An 18,555-nucleotide genomic window follows, 5' to 3' on the forward strand; every position below is an offset into this window, starting at 1 on the left:
AACATCAGAAAGAATTCCTGTGAGTACAGCCGTTGCGACCAGTTTTGCCAACACCATCCTCGGTAGCGATGGTAACGACACCTTGATCGGCACCGACCTTGATGATTTCATTACGGGGGGAAACGGCGCGGACTCGATTAACGGCGGCAAGGGCACCGACAGCCTGGACGGCGGCGATGGCAATGACACGCTGAGCGCCCAGGGCGATGCAACCATGATCGGCGGCAATGGCAACGATGCGCTATCGACCACGGGCGGGAATAAGCTGCTCGATGGCGGCGATGGCAATGACTCATTCCTCGTGCAAACCATCAGCGGCGGCAACGTCTTGGCGCTGGGCGGCGCGGGCGCCGACAAGTTCAACCTGCACACCTCGCAGCTGAGCGCGCAGGGCGCGATCCAGCTCGATGGCGGCGATGGCGATGACCTGTTCAACTTGAACCTGAGCGGCACTTCTCCCATCAGCTACAGCTTCACCGGCGGCGCCGGCGCAGACCTCTACAAGATCGTGAAGTACAGCGCCGGTGTCAGCTTCCGCATCGAGGACTTCCAGACGGGCTCGGGCGCTGATGCCGACCGTATCGATATCACCGAACTGGTACGCATCATGCTCTCCAGCGGCGGCTATCGCGGCGGCAATCCCTTCAGCGCGGACGTGGGCTACTTCCGCTTGGTGCAGGACGGCGCCGATACGCAATTGCAGTTCGACCAGGATGGCCCGGCGTCAAGCTATTATGGCTACCGCGTGCTGGCCACGTTCGCCAACGTGAAGGCCACCGATCTCACGTCCTATAACTTCACGCCCTATACGCTGCCCGACGGCGCAGCCGGTCCGGGCCAACTGCTGGAGGGCACCGACGCGGCAGACCGGCTGAATGGCAGCTTGTTTGCCGACACCATCAACGGCGGCGCCGGCAACGATACGCTGTCGGGCGACTACGGTGACGACGTCCTCAGCGGCGGCGACGGTAACGACTACCTGTCCGACTATTCCGGCACCAGCACGCTCCATGGCGGCGCCGGCGCCGACAGCCTGCAAGGCTCTGGCCTGGTGTACGGCGAGGATGGCAACGACATCATCGATATCGGGACTGGCGTGTTTGATGGCGGCGCCGGTGACGACTGGTTTAAAGGGGGCGGCGGCGATGCCGTCACCCTGCTGGGCGGACTGGGTAACGATCGCTTTTCGCTCACCAGCTTTGGCTACACCGGCTTGGCCGCCGACGGCGGCGAGGGCGACGATGTGTTCATCATCGGGCAATCCGGCGGTAGCGGTGGCCGCGGCAGCCTGACCGGCGGGGCCGGCAGCGATACCTACCGGCTGGAGACGTCGACCATCTACGCCAGGCTGGAGGTGACCGATTTTACCGCCGGCGCCGGCGGCGATAGCATCGACCTTAGCTACTTGCTGGATCTCGCCACCAGCAACGGCGCTTACCACGGCGGCAATCCGTTTGCGGCCAACGGCGGCCTGTTCCGCCTGGAGCAAAGGGGCGCGGACACGGTGCTGCAATACACGGCGCAGAACAGCGTGCGTGATCTCATCACGCTGAAAAATGTTCTTGCCAGCCAGTTGACCGCCGATAACTTCACCGGCGGCCTGAGTCCCGACGGCTCCGCCATTGCGGGCGTAAAGCTGACCGGTACCAGCGGCAGCGACACCCTTGCCGGAACCAACTACGACGATAGGCTGGAAGGTGGCGCCGGCGCCGATAGCCTGAGCGGCAAGGCCGGCAACGATTTGCTGCTGGGCGGCGATGAGAGCGGGGCCGGCGACACGCTGGATGGCGGCGAGGGCGATGACACGCTTGACGGCGGCAACGGCGACGATAGCTTGCAAGGCGGCGCGGGCAATGACAGCGTGTCCGGTGGACTGGGCAACGATACGCTGGCCGATAGCGGCGGCAATGGCTTGCTCGACGGCGGTGCCGGCAACGACGTATTCGAGTTATTCGGCGGCCACGGCGCGCTCACGATAGCGGGCGGCAGCGGCGATGACCTGGTCATCATGGATAGAGCGGGATCGGCCTCTAGCGTGATCGCGGCCGGCGGCGAAGGCAGTGACACCTATCGCCTCGCCAGCTCGTACGGACTCAAGATCAGCGATTTCGCGACCGGCGCGGGCGGTGACCGCCTGGACCTCACGGCCTTGCTTGAAAATGCCGACTTCAACGGCTACCTCGGCGGCAACCCATTTGCCGCAGACCAGCCGCTGTTCCGCTTGGTGCAGTCCGGCGCCGATACGCTGGTGCAGTGCTGCGCGCTGTCCAATGGCGTGCCGAACACCAGCAGCTATTACACGGTGGCGACGCTCAGCAATGTGCGCGCCGCTAGCCTGACGGCAGATAACTTCGTTGGCCGCATTAATCCGAATGGCGCTTACACCCCTGGCACGCGCATCACCGGCGGCGCAGGGGATGACAACCTGGGCGGCACCCATTTCGACGACACGTTGGCCGGTGGCGCCGGCAATGACAGCTTAACTGCCTCCCGTGGCAGCGATGTGCTCGATGGCGGCGATGGAGACGACAACCTGAGGCTGGCGTCTCCCGGCGGCAAGCTGACCGCGACCGGCGGCGCGGGCAACGATTCTTTCTTGATTACCGACTCGAACGTCTACAACAGCAGCACGCGCACCTTGCTGGCCGATGGCGGCAGCGGCGATGATTACTTCAATCTGGACATGGGCGGCACGGGGAAATATGCGAGCACCTTGGTCGGCGGCGCCGGTCACGATTACTACCACCTCGACGGCGCACATTGGGGCGACAGTGCAACCGTGCGGGACAGCTACGTGGTGCAGGACTTTACTGCCGGGCCGGGCGGCGACCGCATCGACTTGAGCGAATTGCTGGCCCATTCCGCCAACATCTTCACTTACTTGGGCGGCAATCCGTTCGTCGATGGCACGCTGCAGTTAGTCCAGCAAGGCAAGGACACGCTGCTGCAAATGCACGCCGGCGGCGATCCCAAGGCGGCGTGGGTGACCTTGTTGCGCCTGCAAGGTGTGCAGGCCAGCAGCCTGACCGCCGATAACTTTGCCCAGGGCCTCGATCCGCGCGGCGGTTCCGTGGCCGGCTCCTTGATTGAGCAAGCCAACAACGGCCTGTGGCAAGGCGGGCTGTTCAACGACACGCTGCTGGGTTCGCAGTCGGTGGCGCGCATGAACGGCGGCGGCGGCGACGACTTGATCAAGGTGAGCGGGAATCTCCACGACGTCACCCTGAGCGGCGAGAATGGCAATGACACCTTGCTGGGCGATCTCGGCGGCGAGGTGTTCTGGGGCGGCGCCGGCCATGACTCGATGAACGGCGGCGCCGGCGACGACGTGTTCGTCGCCGGCAGCGGCAAGGACACTGTCGAGGGCGGCACAGGAAACGATGTGCTGCAAGTCTCGGCCAGCTTTGCCGGCTTTACCGTGACGCGCACCGACGCGGTGTACACCACGCTAACCGACGCCAGCGGTAACAGCATCAAATTTAACGGGATCGAAATGTTCAAATTCAACGGTGTGGAGATGACCTTGGCGCAGGTACTGTCGCAATTGCAGGCCAACAGCCCGAGCGCCAACAACGATTACATTGAGGGTGACAGCGGCAGCAACACCCTCAACGGTTTGGCCGGCAGCGACACCCTGGCCGGCGGCGCCGGCGACGACACTTACGTGATCGACACCCTGGGCGACACCATCATCGAGAATGCGGGCGAGGGCAGGGATTTGGTGCAAGTGGCGCTGGCATCGGCGGGCACCTATGTGCTGGCCGCCAACGTGGAAAACGCCACCGTGACGGCGGCGGCCAACATCGCCGTCAACCTGACCGGCAACGATCTTGATAACGCCCTGATCGGCAACGCCGCCGCCAACACGCTGACTGGCGGCGCCGGCAACGATACGCTCGACGGTGCTGCTGGCGCTGATAAGCTGATCGGCGGCGCGGGCGACGATACCTACGTGGTCGACAACGCGGGCGACGTCGTTACCGAGTTGGCGGGCGAGGGCGCGGACACCGTGCGCACCACGCTGTCCACCTTGACGCTGGCGGCCAACGTTGAACACCTGGTCTATACCGGCGCCGCCACGTTTGCCGGCACCGGCAACGCGCTCAACAATGTCATCAGCGGCGGCGACCAGGACGACAAGCTCGACGGCGGCGCCGGCAACGACAAATTGCTCGGCGGCCTAGGCAACGACAGCCTGGTTGGCGGCCTCGGCAACGATAGCTTCATCGGCGTCGTCGGCAAGGACACCATCGACGGCGGCGACGGCAACGACATGCTGCAAGGCCTCGACATTTTCGAGAACTACACCATCACCCGCCCGAACGCCACCGACACCGTGCTGACCGACAAGGCCGGTAATGTGACCACGGTGCGCAACGTCGAATTCTTTGAATTCATCAACATCAGCAAGAACCTGGCCGAGCTGCAATTCGGCGTCGTCAGTGTGGGCAACGACACCTTGGCTGGCGGCGACGGTAATGACAGCCTCGACGGCCTCGCCGGCGCCGACGTCATGATCGGCGGCAAGGGCGACGATATCTATGTGATCGACAACCCCGGCGACACCATCATCGAAAACGGCGACGAAGGCAACGATCTCGCGCAGGTGGCGCTGACCAGCGCCGGCACCTACGTGCTGGGTTCCAACGTTGAAAACGCCATCGTGACGGCGGTTGCCTCGGTTGCCGTCCACCTTACCGGCAACGGCATGAGCAATCAGCTGACCGGCAATGCGGCCGCCAACACGCTGATCGGCGGCGCCGGCGACGACACGCTGAACGGTGGCGCGGGCGCCGACAAATTGATCGGCGGCGCGGGCGACGACGCCTACGTGGTCGACAATAGCGGCGACACCATCACCGAAGCGGCCGGCGAAGGCACGGACAGCGTTAGCACTTCCTTGGCCAGCTACACGCTGGGCGCCAATCTTGAAACCCTGGCCTACACCGGCAGCGCAGCCTTCACCGGTACCGGCAATGCCTTGAACAACATCATCACGGGCGGTAGCGGCGACAAGGGCAACAAGCTTGATGGCGGCGCCGGCAATGACAAGCTGAGCGGCGGTATCGGCAACGACAGCCTGATTGGCGGCCTCGGCAACGACACCTTCGTCGGTGCGGCCGGCAAGGACACCATCGATGGCGGTGACGGCACTGACCTGCTGCAAGGCCTCGGCGACGTGCAGAACTACACCGTCTCGCGTCCAAACGCGACCGACACCGTGCTGACCGACAAGGCAGGCAATGTGATCACGGTGCGCAATGTGGAGTTCTTCGAGTTTGCCAACATCAGCAAGAACCTGGGCGAGCTGCAATTCAACATCGCCAGCGTTGGCAACGACACCTTGACCGGCGGCGACGGCAATGACAGCATCAACGGCCAGGCCGGCGCGGACGTCATGATCGGCGGCAAGGGCAATGATACCTACGTGATCGACAACGTCGGCGACACCATCGTCGAGAACGGCGACGAGGGCACCGACCTCGCGCAAGTGGCACTGGCCAGTGCCGGCACCTACGTGCTGGGCTCCAACGTTGAGAACGCGACCGTGACGGCGGCCGCCTCGGTTGCCGTCAGCCTCACCGGCAACAGCATGAGCAATCAGCTGACCGGCAATGCCGCCGCCAACACCCTGACCGGTGGCGCCGGCGACGATACGCTGGATGGCGGCGCCGGTGCGGACAAGCTGATCGGCGGCGTGGGCCATGACATCTACCTGGTCGACAACAGCGGCGACGTTGTCACCGAGGGCGCGAACGAGGGTTACGACACGGTGCGCACCACGCTGTCCAGCCTCACGCTGGCGGCCAACGTGGAATACATGGAGTACACCGGCAAGGGGGCATTTACCGGCACCGGCAATGCGCTCGACAACCTCATCACCGGCGGCGACGGCGACAACAAGCTCGATGGCGGCGCAGGCAACGATGCATTAACCGGCGGCCATGGCAATGACAGCTTGCTGGGTGGCCTCGGCGACGACCTGCTCGTGATCACTGACGGCAAGGATACCGCGGATGGTGGCGCGGGCACGGACAGGTTGATCCTGTCGTACCTGCAAGACGCTTACCAGGTCACGCGGCCGAGCTTGACCGACACGGTACTGACTGACCGCTACGGCAATTCTGTCACGGTGCGCAATGTCGAGAAAGTTCTGTTTGGTGATGGCTCGTCCGTGAGCATGGCGGATCTGCAGCAGAATATCGCCAGCCCAGGCAACGACTACCTGACTGGCACGACGGGCAAGGACACCATCAACGGCGGCGCCGGCGTCGATACGCTGGAAGGCTATGCCGGCGATGACCTTTACACCATCGGCGACAAGTCCAGCGTGATCATCGAGAAAGCCAACGAGGGCATCGATACGGTGCAGGTGGCGTTGAGCGCCGCCGGCACCTACCAGTTGGCGGCCAACGTGGAAAACGCCACGGTCACGGCAGCGGCCGGCATTGCCGTCAACCTGACCGGCAACGAACTGGCCAACCAGCTGACCGGCAACGCCGCCGCCAACATCCTGATCGGCGGCGCCGGTAACGACACGCTCGATGGCGGCGCAGGCGCCGACAAGATGAGCGGCGGCACCGGCGATGACGACTACTACGTTAGCGACGCCGGCGACGTGGTCACCGAACTGGCAGGCGAGGGCAAGGACTTCGTCTTCACCAGCTTGTCGACCTACGCGCTGACGCCTAATGTCGAGGTTTTGCTATACACCGGCAGCGGCGCTTTCACCGGCACCGGTAATGCCGAAAATAATGTGATCGTGGGCGGGAATGGCGGCGCCAAGCTGGATGGCCTTGCCGGCAATGACCTGCTGTCCGGCGGCTTGGGCAGCGATAGCTTGCAGGGTGGCTTGGGCGACGACACCATGCTGGCTTCGCTTGGCAAGGACACCATCGACGGCGGCGCCGGCGAGGACTTGCTGTCCCAGCTCGACTCCTTCGAAAATTACAAGGTGGTGCGCGTCAATGCGACCGACACCCTGCTCACGCACGTCTCCGGCGCCACCACGCTGGTGCGCAACGTGGAGAACTTCAATTTCAACGGCACCAGCATGACGCTGGCCGAGGTGCAGGACAACAGCGCCAGCGGCGGCGCCGACACCATCAACGGCACCGATGGCAACGACTTGCTGGACGGCGGCGCCGGCAACGACGTGCTGATCGGCGGCCTCGGCGACGACACCTATGTGCTGTCGGCCCCGGGCGACGTGGTGGCGGAGCTGGCAGGCGAGGGCTACGACGGCGTGCAACTGGCCTTCACCGCCGCCGGCACCTACAACCTGGCGGCCAACGTCGAATTTGCCACGGTGACGGCAGCGGCAGGCGTGGCGGTCAGCGTGACCGGTAATGCACTCGACAACTACCTGACCGGCAATGCTGCCGCCAACACCTTGAGCGGCGGCAGTGGCAACGATACGCTGAACGGCGGCGCCGGCAACGACACCCTGATCGGTGGCAGCGGCGACGATGAATACTCGGTCAGCGAGGCCGGTGACGTGGTCAAGGAAAACGCCAACGAGGGCTACGACAAGGTCTTCACCAGCACCGCCACCTACACCCTGTCGGCCAACGTCGAAGAGGTGGTGTTCGTCGGCAAGGGCGCGTTCAGCGGCATCGGCAATGACGGCAACAACCGCCTGTTCGCGGGCAGCAGCAGCGGCGCCAAGCTCGATGGCGGCGCCGGCAGCGATACGCTGATCGGCAACTCGGCCAACGACAGTTTGATCGGCGGCGCCGGCGACGACTGGTTCCAGGCCAGCGCCGGCAAGGACACCGTGGATGGCGGCGCCGGTATCGATGGCCTGTTCAACCTCGGCAAGTTCGAGGACTACACCATCAGCCGCCCGAACGCGACCGACACCGTGCTGACCGACAAGGCCGGCAATGTCTACTCCACGCGCGGGGTGGAGAACTTCTACTTTGCCAACGAGGTTGTGAAGACGCTGGCGCAGTTGCAAGAGAACGTCGCCACCATCGGCAACGACCTGCTGGGCGGCACCGATGGCAACGATACGCTGGACGGCGGCACCGGCGCTGATACGCTGGCCGGCGGCTTGGGCGACGACGTTTACATCATCGACAATGCGGGCGACGTGATTACCGAGGCCGTGGACGCGGGCTACGATATCGTCAATGTGGGCTTGGGCAGCGGCGCCTACGCGATGGCGGCGAATGTCGAAGAGGCCTACATCACCAGCGTGAGCGGCGCAGTCAATATCACCGGCAACAGCCTCGACAACTACATCACGGGCAATGCCGGCGCTAACAAGCTGTCCGGCGGCGACGGCGATGACACGCTGAATGGCGGCGCCGGCAACGATACCTTGAGCGGCGGCGCCGGCAACGATCACCTGGTCGGCGGCGTGGGGATTGACAACATGGCCGGCGGCATGGGCAACGACGTGTACTACGTGGACACGGTGGGCGACCTGGTGGTGGAAGCGGCCGGCGAGGGCATCGACCTCGTGTACCTGCTCCAAGACGCGGCCAAGCAAGCCTACACCCTTCCCGCCAACGTGGAAAACCTGCTGTTCAAGAGCTCTGGCGCCTTCCGCGCCACCGGCAACGCCTTGGACAATATCATCAACAGCCACACCAGTAGCGGCGCGGTCATCGACGGCGCTGCCGGCAATGACACGCTGTACGGTGGCGTCGGCAACGACAGCCTGCTTGGCGGTATCGGCGACGATGAGCTGCGCGGCGGCACGGGCATCGACATCATCGACGGCGGCGCGGGCAACGATAGCGCGTGGCTGACTGGCGCGCTGGGCGACTACATGATCGGCCGTCCCAACGCGACCGACCTGGTGCTGACCGACCGCAACGGCAACGTCACCACGGTGCGCAACGTCGAGTCGCTGCACTTCGCCGACACCACGCTGGCGCCAGGCGCGCTGACCGACAACGTCGCCACCACCGGCGCCGATGTGCTGCACGGCTCCGACGGCAACGACACCATCGACGGCCTGGCCGGCAATGACACCCTGAGCGGCGGCGACGGCAATGACCTGTACGTGGTCAACGCCGCCGGCGATGTGATTGTCGAGCTGTCCGGCCAGGGCGCCGACAAGGTTAACGTGGCGTTCACCGCCGCCGGCACCTACGTGCTGAGCGACAACGTGGAGAACGCCAGCGTGACGGCAGCGGCCAGCATTGCCGTCAATATCACCGGCAATGCGCTGGACAACCTGCTGGTCGGCAACGCCGCCGCCAACACCTTGCTGGGCGGCGACGGCAACGACACGCTCGACGGCGGCGCCGGCAGCGACAGCCTGGTGGGTGGCACCGGCGACGACCTGTACTGGTTGGACGCAGCCGGCGACAAGGTGGTGGAAGCCGCTGGCGCCGGCATCGACTGCATCAACACCTCGCTCGACAGCTACACACTCACCGCCAACGTGGAGAACCTGCTGTACACCAGTGTGAAGAACTTCACCGGTACCGGCAACGAGCTGGCCAACACCATCTGGGGCAATGTCGGTGCGGACGTGCTGAACGGCGCGGGCGGCAACGACACGCTGGTCGGCGGCAGCGGCAACGACAAGCTGACCGGCGGCGCCGGCGCCGGCGCCGACACTTTCGTGTTCAACAGCTTGCTCGGCAGCGACAGCGTCACCGACTTCACCACCGGCGTTGACGTGGTGCAGCTGGATCTGGAGATGCTGCGCATCGGCAACAACGACGCGGCGCTCGATGGCGCGGTGACCCGCAGTGCACCGGGCGGTTTCAACACCCATGCTGAACTGGTGCTGTTCACCCAGAAGATGGCGTCGGCCAGCACCGCCAATGCGGCCGCTGTGATCGGCTCGGCCAGCAGTGCCTACGCGGTTGGCGAGACGGCCTTGTTTGCCGTCCCGACCAGCACCGCGACCGTGCTGTACCGCTTCCAGTCGGCCAATAGCGACGCCGTGGTGTCGGCCAGCGAATTGACCGTGGTCGCCACCCTGACCGGCACGCCAACGACAGCCTTGAACGACTACGCACCGGCGAGTTCTTAATTTTTATGTAATTGTAAGGAATGGATAGCCTTTTCCTTTTGGCAATGTGGTAGCATCACGCGTTGACAAAAATGCAGGTAAATATTCTTTTGAGCAAGGTACTTACTGCAGCTTCTAACACTATCGAGAAACGACGGAATATCACATGACCATGAACATCACCAACGGCATCAACCTGGACGGCACTAGCGGCGACGACAGCCTGGTCGGCACCGACGGCAATGACACCTTGAACGGCTCGGACGGCAAGGACGTGCTGGAGGGCGGCGCCGGCGACGACCTGTTCGTTTCCAGCTCCAGCAATGTCTCGTACAACCAGGTGACGATGATCGGTGGCGAGGGTGATGACGTATTCCACGTGGTGCGGGTGGATAGCCCGGCCAACAGTGTCTACATCGAGGGCGGCGCCGGCAACGACTTGATCGATCTCGATATCAGCGGCGCCGGCGTGACGGTGGCCGTATTGAACGGCGGCGAGGGCCAGGACACCTACAAGCTGCACTACTACGCCGACCCGCAGTACGCCGATATCCGCGACTTCGAAGCTGGCGACGGCGGCGATCGCCTCGACATCACCGACCTGGTGCAGCACGCCGCCAGCGCCACCGGCTACTCGGCAAGTGAGCTGATCGAAAAAGGCTATGTGCGCTTTATCCAGAACGAGTTCACCGGCGACGCCACCAACGTTGTGTTCGACCCGGACGGCAATGCCGACGGTAGCAACGGCAGCATCTTTGCGGTGCTAGCCAACACCAAGGCCGGCGACCTGAGCGCGGCCAACCTGTACATCGCCGGCGAGTCCAAGACCGGCACCGCCGGCAGCGATACCCTGAGCGGCGGCGTCGGCGACGACACGCTGGACGGCGGTGCCGGCGCGGACAAGCTGTCCGGCGGCAAGGGCGACGATGTCTACTACGTGGACGCCACCGGCGACACGGTGGTCGAGCTGGCCAACGAAGGCAACGACACGGTCTACACCAGCTTGTCCAGCTACACGCTGGGCAACAACGTCGAGAACCTGCATTACACCGGCGAGTCCGCCTTCACCGGCAACGGCAATGCGCTGGCCAACGCCATCTACGGCGGCAATAGCGGCAACAAGATCGATGGCGGCGCGGGCAATGACCTGCTCAGCGGCGGCAACGGCAATGACAGCATGCAGGGCGGCGCCGGCGACGACGTCATCATCAACATCGGCCTGGGCAAGGACACCGTGGACGGCGGCGACGGCGCCGACGCGGTGTCGGTGAGCGGCCACTTTGCCGATTACACGGTAGTGCGCACCAACACCGGCGACACCACGCTGACCGACACCGACGGCAATATCATCACCCTGCGCAACATCGAGCAAGTGCAATTTGCCGGCGAGGTCGTCAAGACCATGTCGGCGCTGTGGGGCAACAAGGCCACTGCATTCAACGACGCGCTGGAAGGCACCGACGGCAACGACACGCTGGACGGCCTGGCCGGCGCCGATACCATGACCGGCGGCCTCGGCGACGATACCTACGTGGTGGACTCGGTGGGCGACAAGGTGGTCGAGGCGGCCAACGGCGGCACCGACACGGTCAAGGTCGCGCTGGCAGGCGCGGCCACCTACGTGATGGCCGACAACGTCGAGAACGCGGTCGTGGTACCGGGCGCTTCGTCCGCCGTGGCCGCGGTCAACGTCACCGGCAATGCCGGCAACAACAGCCTTACCGGCAACGGCGCCGCCAACATCCTGCTCGGCGGCGCCGGCAACGACACGCTGGACGGCGGCGCCGGCAACGACAAGCTGACCGGCGGCACCGGCAACGACACCTACGTGGTCGACGCGACGGGCGACGTCATCACCGAGCTGGCCAACGAGGGCACCGACACCGTGGTCACCACGCTGGCCACCTACACGCTGGCGGCCAACTTCGAGAACCTGGTCCACACCGGCAGCAGCAACTTTATCGGCCTCGGCAACGCGCTTGACAATGTCCTCACCGGCGGCAGCGGCAAGGACAGCCTGCAAGGCGGCCTCGGCAACGACACCCTGATCGGCGGCGGCGGCAGCGACACGCTGGACGGCGGCGCCGGCACCGACGTGATCCAGGGACTGGGCAATTTCAGCGAGTACGCAGTCACCCGCCCTAACCAGACCGATACCGTGCTGACCCACACCGACGGCACCGTGATCACCGTGCGCGGCGTGGAGAGCTTCGTGTTCGACGGCATCACCATGACGCTGGCACAGGTGCACGACAACGTCGGCAGCCCGGGCAACGACGCGCTGCACGGCGACGGCGGCAATAACCTGCTGGACGGCGGCGCTGGCGTCGATACCCTGAGCGGCGGCGCTGGCGACGACCGCTACGTGGTCGACAACGCCGGCGACGTGGTGGTGGAAGAAGCTGACGGCGGCACTGATACCGTGCAGGTGGCGTTGGCCTCGGCTGGCACCTACGTGTTGCCGGCCAATGTGGAAAACGCCACGGTGACGGCCGCAGCAGCAGTGGCCGCCAATATCACCGGCAATGAACTGGACAACAAGCTGACCGGCAACGCCGCCGCCAACACCTTGAGCGGCGGCGCCGGCAACGACACGCTGGACGGCGGCGCGGGCGCGGACAAGCTGGCCGGCGGTACCGGCAACGACACCTACTACGTTGACAACAGCAGCGACGTGGTAACCGAGCTGGCCGGCGAAGGCAGCGACACCGTGATCACCACGCTGGCCACCTACACGCTGGCCGCCAACGTGGAAAACCTGGTGTACAACGGCAGCGCCGCATTTACCGGCACCGGCAACGCGCTGGCCAATGATTTCACCCTGGGCAGCAAGGGCGGCAAGCTGGATGGCGGCGACGGCAACGACACGCTGCACGTCCTCGGCAACATCGCCGATTACACCATCAGCCGCAGCAGCGCGCTGGACACCGTGTTGACCGGCAAGGGCGACCAGGCCGGTATCGTCTACACCGTGCGCAGCGTGGAGAGCATCGTGTTTGCCAACGGCACCCGCACGCTGGACCAGTTGCTGGACAACCAGGCCACGCCGTTCAACGACAAGCTGCATGGCAGCGAAGGCAATGACCTGCTCAACGGCGGCGCGGGCAGCGACACCATGGCCGGCGGTGCCGGCGACGACACCTACGTGGTGGACGTGGCGGGCGATGTGATTACCGAGCTGGAGAATGAAGGCGTGGACACGGTGAACGTCGCGTTCAGCGCCGCCGGCACTTACGTGCTGGGCGATAACATCGAGCATGCCACCGTGACGGCGCCGTTCTCGGTGGCCGCCAACATCACCGGCAACGCGCTGGACAACAAGCTGACCGGCAACGCCGGCGTCAACACCCTGATCGGCGGCGCCGGCAACGACACGCTGGACGGCGGCATCGGTGCGGACAAGCTGGCCGGCGGCACTGGCAACGACACCTACGTGGTCGACAACAGCGGCGACGTGGTCACCGAGCTGGCGGGCGAGGGCACCGACCTCGTGAAAACTTCGCTGGCCAGCTACACGTTGAGCGCCAACGTCGAGAACCTGACCTACACCACTTCCGGCCCGACCGGCTTCACCGGCATCGGCAACGCGCTCGACAACGTGATCCGCGGCGGCGCCGGCTCGGACAGCCTGAGCGGTGGCCTCGGCAACGACACCTTCTACACCGGTGGCGGCGCCAAGGACACGGTCGACGGCGGTGACGGCACCGACATCCTGCAAGGCCTCGGCCAGTTCGGCGATTACACCATCTCGCGCCCGAACGCGCTGGACGTGGTGCTGACCGACAAGAGCGGCAACACCATCACTACCCGCAGCGTGGAAAGCTTCGTGTTCGCCGACGGCAGCAAGGCGTGGGACGTGGTGGTGGACAACATCACCAGCCCGGGCAACGACAAGCTGCACGGCGGCGACGGCAACGACAAGCTCGACGGCGGCCTCGGCATCGATACCCTGGCAGGCGGCTTGGGCGACGATACCTACGTCATCAGCAACGTCAGCAGCAGTGTGATCGAAGACGAGGACGCCGGCACCGACACGGTGCAAGTTGCCGTGACGGCCGCCGCGACCTACACGCTGGCCGACAACGTGGAAAACGCCACTGTCACGGCGGCGGCCGCCATCGCTGTCAACCTGGCCGGTAATGGGCTGGACAACAAACTGACCGGCAATGCGGCCGCCAACACCTTGAGTGGCGGCGCTGGCAACGACACGCTGGAGGGTGGCGCCGGCGCAGACAAGCTGGCCGGCGGCACCGGCAACGACAGCTATTACGTCGACAATAGCGGCGACGTGGTGACCGAGCTGGCCGGCGAGGGCAGCGACAGCGTGCTGACCTCGCTCACCAGCTACACACTCGGCGCCAACCTCGAGCACCTGTCCTACCTCGGCAAGGCCGCCTTCACCGGCACCGGCAATGGGCTGGACAACGCCATCGTTGCCAGCACTGCCGCCGGCGCCAAGCTGGACGGCGGCGCCGGCAACGACACGCTGACCGGCAGCGGCGGCAATGACAGCATCATTGGCGGACTGGGCGACGACAGCATCGCCGCGCTGGCCGGCAAGGACACCATCGATGGCGGCGACGGCAATGACAGCGTCTCGCTGCTGGGCACGCTCGCCAGCTATACCATCACCCGTCCTAACCTGATCGACACCGTGCTGACCGACGCCAGCGGCAACGTCACCACCGTGCGCAATGTCGAGACCTTCATCTTCAGCGGCGGCGTCACGCGCACGCTGGCCGCGCTGCAAGACGGCGTCGCCAGCCCCGGCAACGACAAGCTGTACGGCGGTGACGGCAACGACACCCTGAACGGTGGCGCCGGCATCGACACCATGGCCGGCGGCGACGGCAACGATACCTACGTGGTCGCCAACCTCAACAGCGTGGTGCTGGAAGACGTAGGCCAGGGCACGGATCTGGTGCAGGTCGCGCTGACTGCGGCCGGCACTTACGTGCTGGGCGATAACGTGGAAAACGCCACCGTCACGGCGGCGGCCTCGATTGCCGTCAACCTGACCGGCAACGCGCTGGACAACGCCCTGACCGGCAATGCTGCCGCCAACACCCTGAGCGGCGGCGACGGCAACGACACGCTGGACGGCGGCGCCGGCAGCGACAAGCTGGTGGGCGGCGAGGGCGACGACGTCTACGTGGTCGACGCCACCGGCGACGTGGTGACTGAGCTGGCAGGCCAGGGCACGGACCGGGTGGAAACCACGCTGGCCAGCTACACCCTGGCCGACAATCTCGAAGACCTGTCTTACCTCGGCAAGGCGGCCTTCACCGGCACCGGCAACGAAGTGGCCAACACCATCAGCGGCGGCAATGGCGGCGCCAAGCTGGACGGCCATGGCGGCGATGACGTGCTGGTCGGCGGCAGCGGCAACGACAGCATCCTGGGCGGCGCCGGCAGCGACACCATCACGGCCGGCCTCGGCAAGGACACCGTGGACGGCGGCGCCGACAGCGATGTGGTCAACCTGGGCGGCAACTTCGCGGCCTACAAGATCACCCGCCCGAGCGCCACCGACTTCGTCTTCACCGACACTGCGGGCAACGTCACGACCGTGCGCAACGTCGAGTCGTTCCACTTTGCCGACGGCGACAAGACGCTGGCGCAATTGCAAGGCATCGTCTCCAGCGCCGGCAACGACAAGCTGCTGGGCACCAGCGGCAATGACAAGCTGGACGGCGGTGCTGGCGCCGATACCATGATCGGCGGCCTGGGCAACGACACCTACTCGGTTGACAGCACGCTCGACGTGGTCACCGAGGATAGCAACGCCGGCACCGACACGGTGCTGGTCGGCTATGTCGGCACCTATGTGCTGGGCGCGAACCTGGAGCACGCCACGGCCACCGGCAGCGGCGCCACCAACTTGACCGGCAACGCGCTGGACAACCTGCTGACCGGCAACGGCGCCGCCAACACCCTGAGCGGCGGCGTGGGCGACGACACGCTGGACGGCGGTGCAGCAGCTGACAAGCTGATCGGCGGCACCGGCGACGATACCTACGTGGTCGACAATGCCGGCGACGTTGTCACCGAGCTGCTCGACGAGGGCAACGACAGCGTGCAAACCACGCTGTCCAGCTACACGCTGGGCAACAACGTCGAGAACCTGAAGTACACCGGCACGGCCGCCTTCACCGGCACGGGCAACGCGCTCGACAACGTCATCATCGGCGGCAACGCCGGCAACACGCTTAACGGCGGCGCCGGCAACGACACCCTGGCGGGTGGCAACGGCAACGACAGCTTGCAGGGCGGCGCGGGCGACGACCTCTTCCTCGGCTTGAGCAAGGGCAGCGACACCATCGACGGCGGCGCCGGCGACGACACCCTCAGCGTGACCGGCGACCGCGGCGACTACAAGGTGGTGCGCTTGAACGCCAGCGACATCCAGCTGACCGATAGCGCCGGCAACACCACCACGGTACGCAACGTCGAGAACTTCCACTTTGGCGACACCGACTTGACGTGGGCCGGCATGATCAGCGGCAGCGTCAGCACCGGCACTGACACCGTCAACGGCACCAGCGGTGACGACGTGCTCGACGGCGGCCCGGGCGCCGACAAGCTGATCGGCGGCGCTGGCGACGACACCTACGTGCTGTCGGAAGCCAACGACCAAGTGGTTGAACTGAGCAACGAGGGCACCGACACGGTGCAGCTGGCCTTTACCGTGGCGGCCAGCTACACCATGACTGCCAACGTCGAGAAGGCCGTGGTCACGGCGGCGGCCGCCGTGGCGGTCAACGTCACCGGCAACGAGCTGGACAACACCATCACCGGCAACGCTGCGGCCAACAAGCTTAGCGGCGGCGCCGGCAACGACACCATCGATGGCGGCCTCGGCGCCGACACCATGATCGGCGGCACCGGCAATGACTACTACGTGGTGCGCGATAGTGGCGACGTGGTCAGCGAGTCGGCCAACCAGGGCATCGACCGCATCGACACCGCGCTGGCCAACTACACGCTGGCGTCCAACGTCGAGCAACTGGTCTACACCGGCGCGGGCGCCTTCAAGACAGTCGCCAACCTGTCCGACAATGATATCGACGCCAGCAGCGCCACCAGCGCCGTGATCGATGGCGGCGAGGGCAACGACACCATCCACGGCAGCAGCACCAACAACACCCTGCAGGGCGGCCTCGGCGACGATGACTTCATGTTCGCTTCGTACGCCGGCCTGAAAGGAACCATCGATGGCGGCGACGGCAGCGACACCGTGCACCTGGACGTCAACTTCAACAGCTACGCCGTCACCTATGCCAACGGCGTCACCACCTTGACCTACAAGGACAGCGGCAACGCCATCAAGCTGCAAAATATCGAGACCGTGGTGTTTGCCGACGGTACGCGTACGCTGGCGCAGGTGCTGGAAGGCGTGGCTACCGACGGCAACGACCTGCTGACGGGCACCTCGGGCAACGACACCCTCAATGGCGGCCTTGGCAACGATACCCTGAGTGGTGGCGACGGCAACGATACCTACGTGATCGACAGCAATGGCGACCTGGTGCTGGAAGGTCAGGACAGCGGCCACGACCTGGTGAAGGTCAGCTTTGCCGAGGGCGGCACCTACCTGCTGGCAGCCAACGTGGAAGACGCGACTGTCACCACGGCTGCCGCCGTCAACCTGACCGGCAACGTGCTCGACAACGTCCTGACCGGCAATACCGGCAACAACATCTTGATCGGCGGCGCCGGCAACGACACCTTGCTCGGCGGCGCCGGCAATGACTCGCTGGTGGGCGGCGGCCAAGCGGACTACCTGGACGGCGGCACCGGTAACGACACCATGGTCGGCGGCGTGGGCAACAACACCTTCGTAGTGGACTCGACCGGCGACCTGATCGTCGACGGCTCGTGGACCGACGTCGATCAAGTGCTGACCTCGCTGACCAGCTACACGCTGGGCGCCGGCTTGAGCAACTTGAAATACACTGTCACCGGCGCCAGCGCCGCCGCCTTCAGCGGCACTGGCAACGCGATGGACAACCTGATCGAGGGCGGTGTCGGCAACGACGAGCTGAAAGGCCAGGCCGGCAACGACACGCTGGCCGGCGGCATCGGCAACGATACCCTGAGTGGCGGCGACGGCGCCGACTGGTTCGTGTTCGGCGCCGCCGGCGGCAGCGACACCGTGACCGACTTCGTCAGCGGCTCCGACCACGTGCTGGTGTCGCTGCCGATCGGCAATGGCGACAGCGTGATCGACGGCGGCGTCAAGCGCACGGCGCCGGGCGGCTTCTCGTCCGATGCCGAGCTGGTGCTGTTCACCCAGAAGATGGCGACCGCCTCGACCGACAAGGCGGCAGCGCTGATCGGCTCGGCCACCAGTGCCTACGCCATCGGCGATACCGCGCTGTTCGCGGTCGCGACGGTGAGCGGCGACACGGTGCTGTACCGCTTCCAGGCCAGCAACGCCGACGCCGTGGTCTCGGCCGGCGAGCTGACCGTGATTGCCACGCTGACCGGCACGCCAAGCACGGCGCTGGCGGATTACAGCGTGCTGGGCTCGTCGCTTGTCTAAAGCCTATTTGTGACTGATGTTCAATTGTTTG

Annotated in this window: 2 protein-coding genes; both read left to right on the forward strand. The window is 65.3% G+C overall.

Features of this window, described 5'->3' with window-relative positions; all coding sequences use genetic code 11:
* Positions 1-19: 19 nt before the first annotated feature.
* Positions 20-10,000: a type I secretion C-terminal target domain-containing protein gene (locus tag GTP45_RS29210; protein WP_161016614.1), complete on the forward strand. Its 9,981-nt coding sequence runs from the start codon at positions 20-22 to the stop codon at positions 9,998-10,000.
* 145 nt (positions 10,001-10,145) lie between these two features.
* Positions 10,146-18,524 (forward strand): type I secretion C-terminal target domain-containing protein, encoded by an 8,379-nt coding sequence (locus GTP45_RS29215; protein WP_308494622.1) that lies wholly within the window; start codon positions 10,146-10,148, stop codon positions 18,522-18,524.
* The last annotated feature ends 31 nt before the right edge of the window (positions 18,525-18,555 follow it).

This window comes from Duganella rivi (assembly GCF_009857435.1).
Taxonomy (GTDB): domain Bacteria; phylum Pseudomonadota; class Gammaproteobacteria; order Burkholderiales; family Burkholderiaceae_D; genus Rugamonas; species Rugamonas rivi.

Coding starts and splice junctions, on each gene's coding strand:
- GTP45_RS29215 (WP_308494622.1), top strand. CDS start 10,146: ATGACCATGAACATCACCAACGGCATCAACCTGGACGGCACTAGCGGC.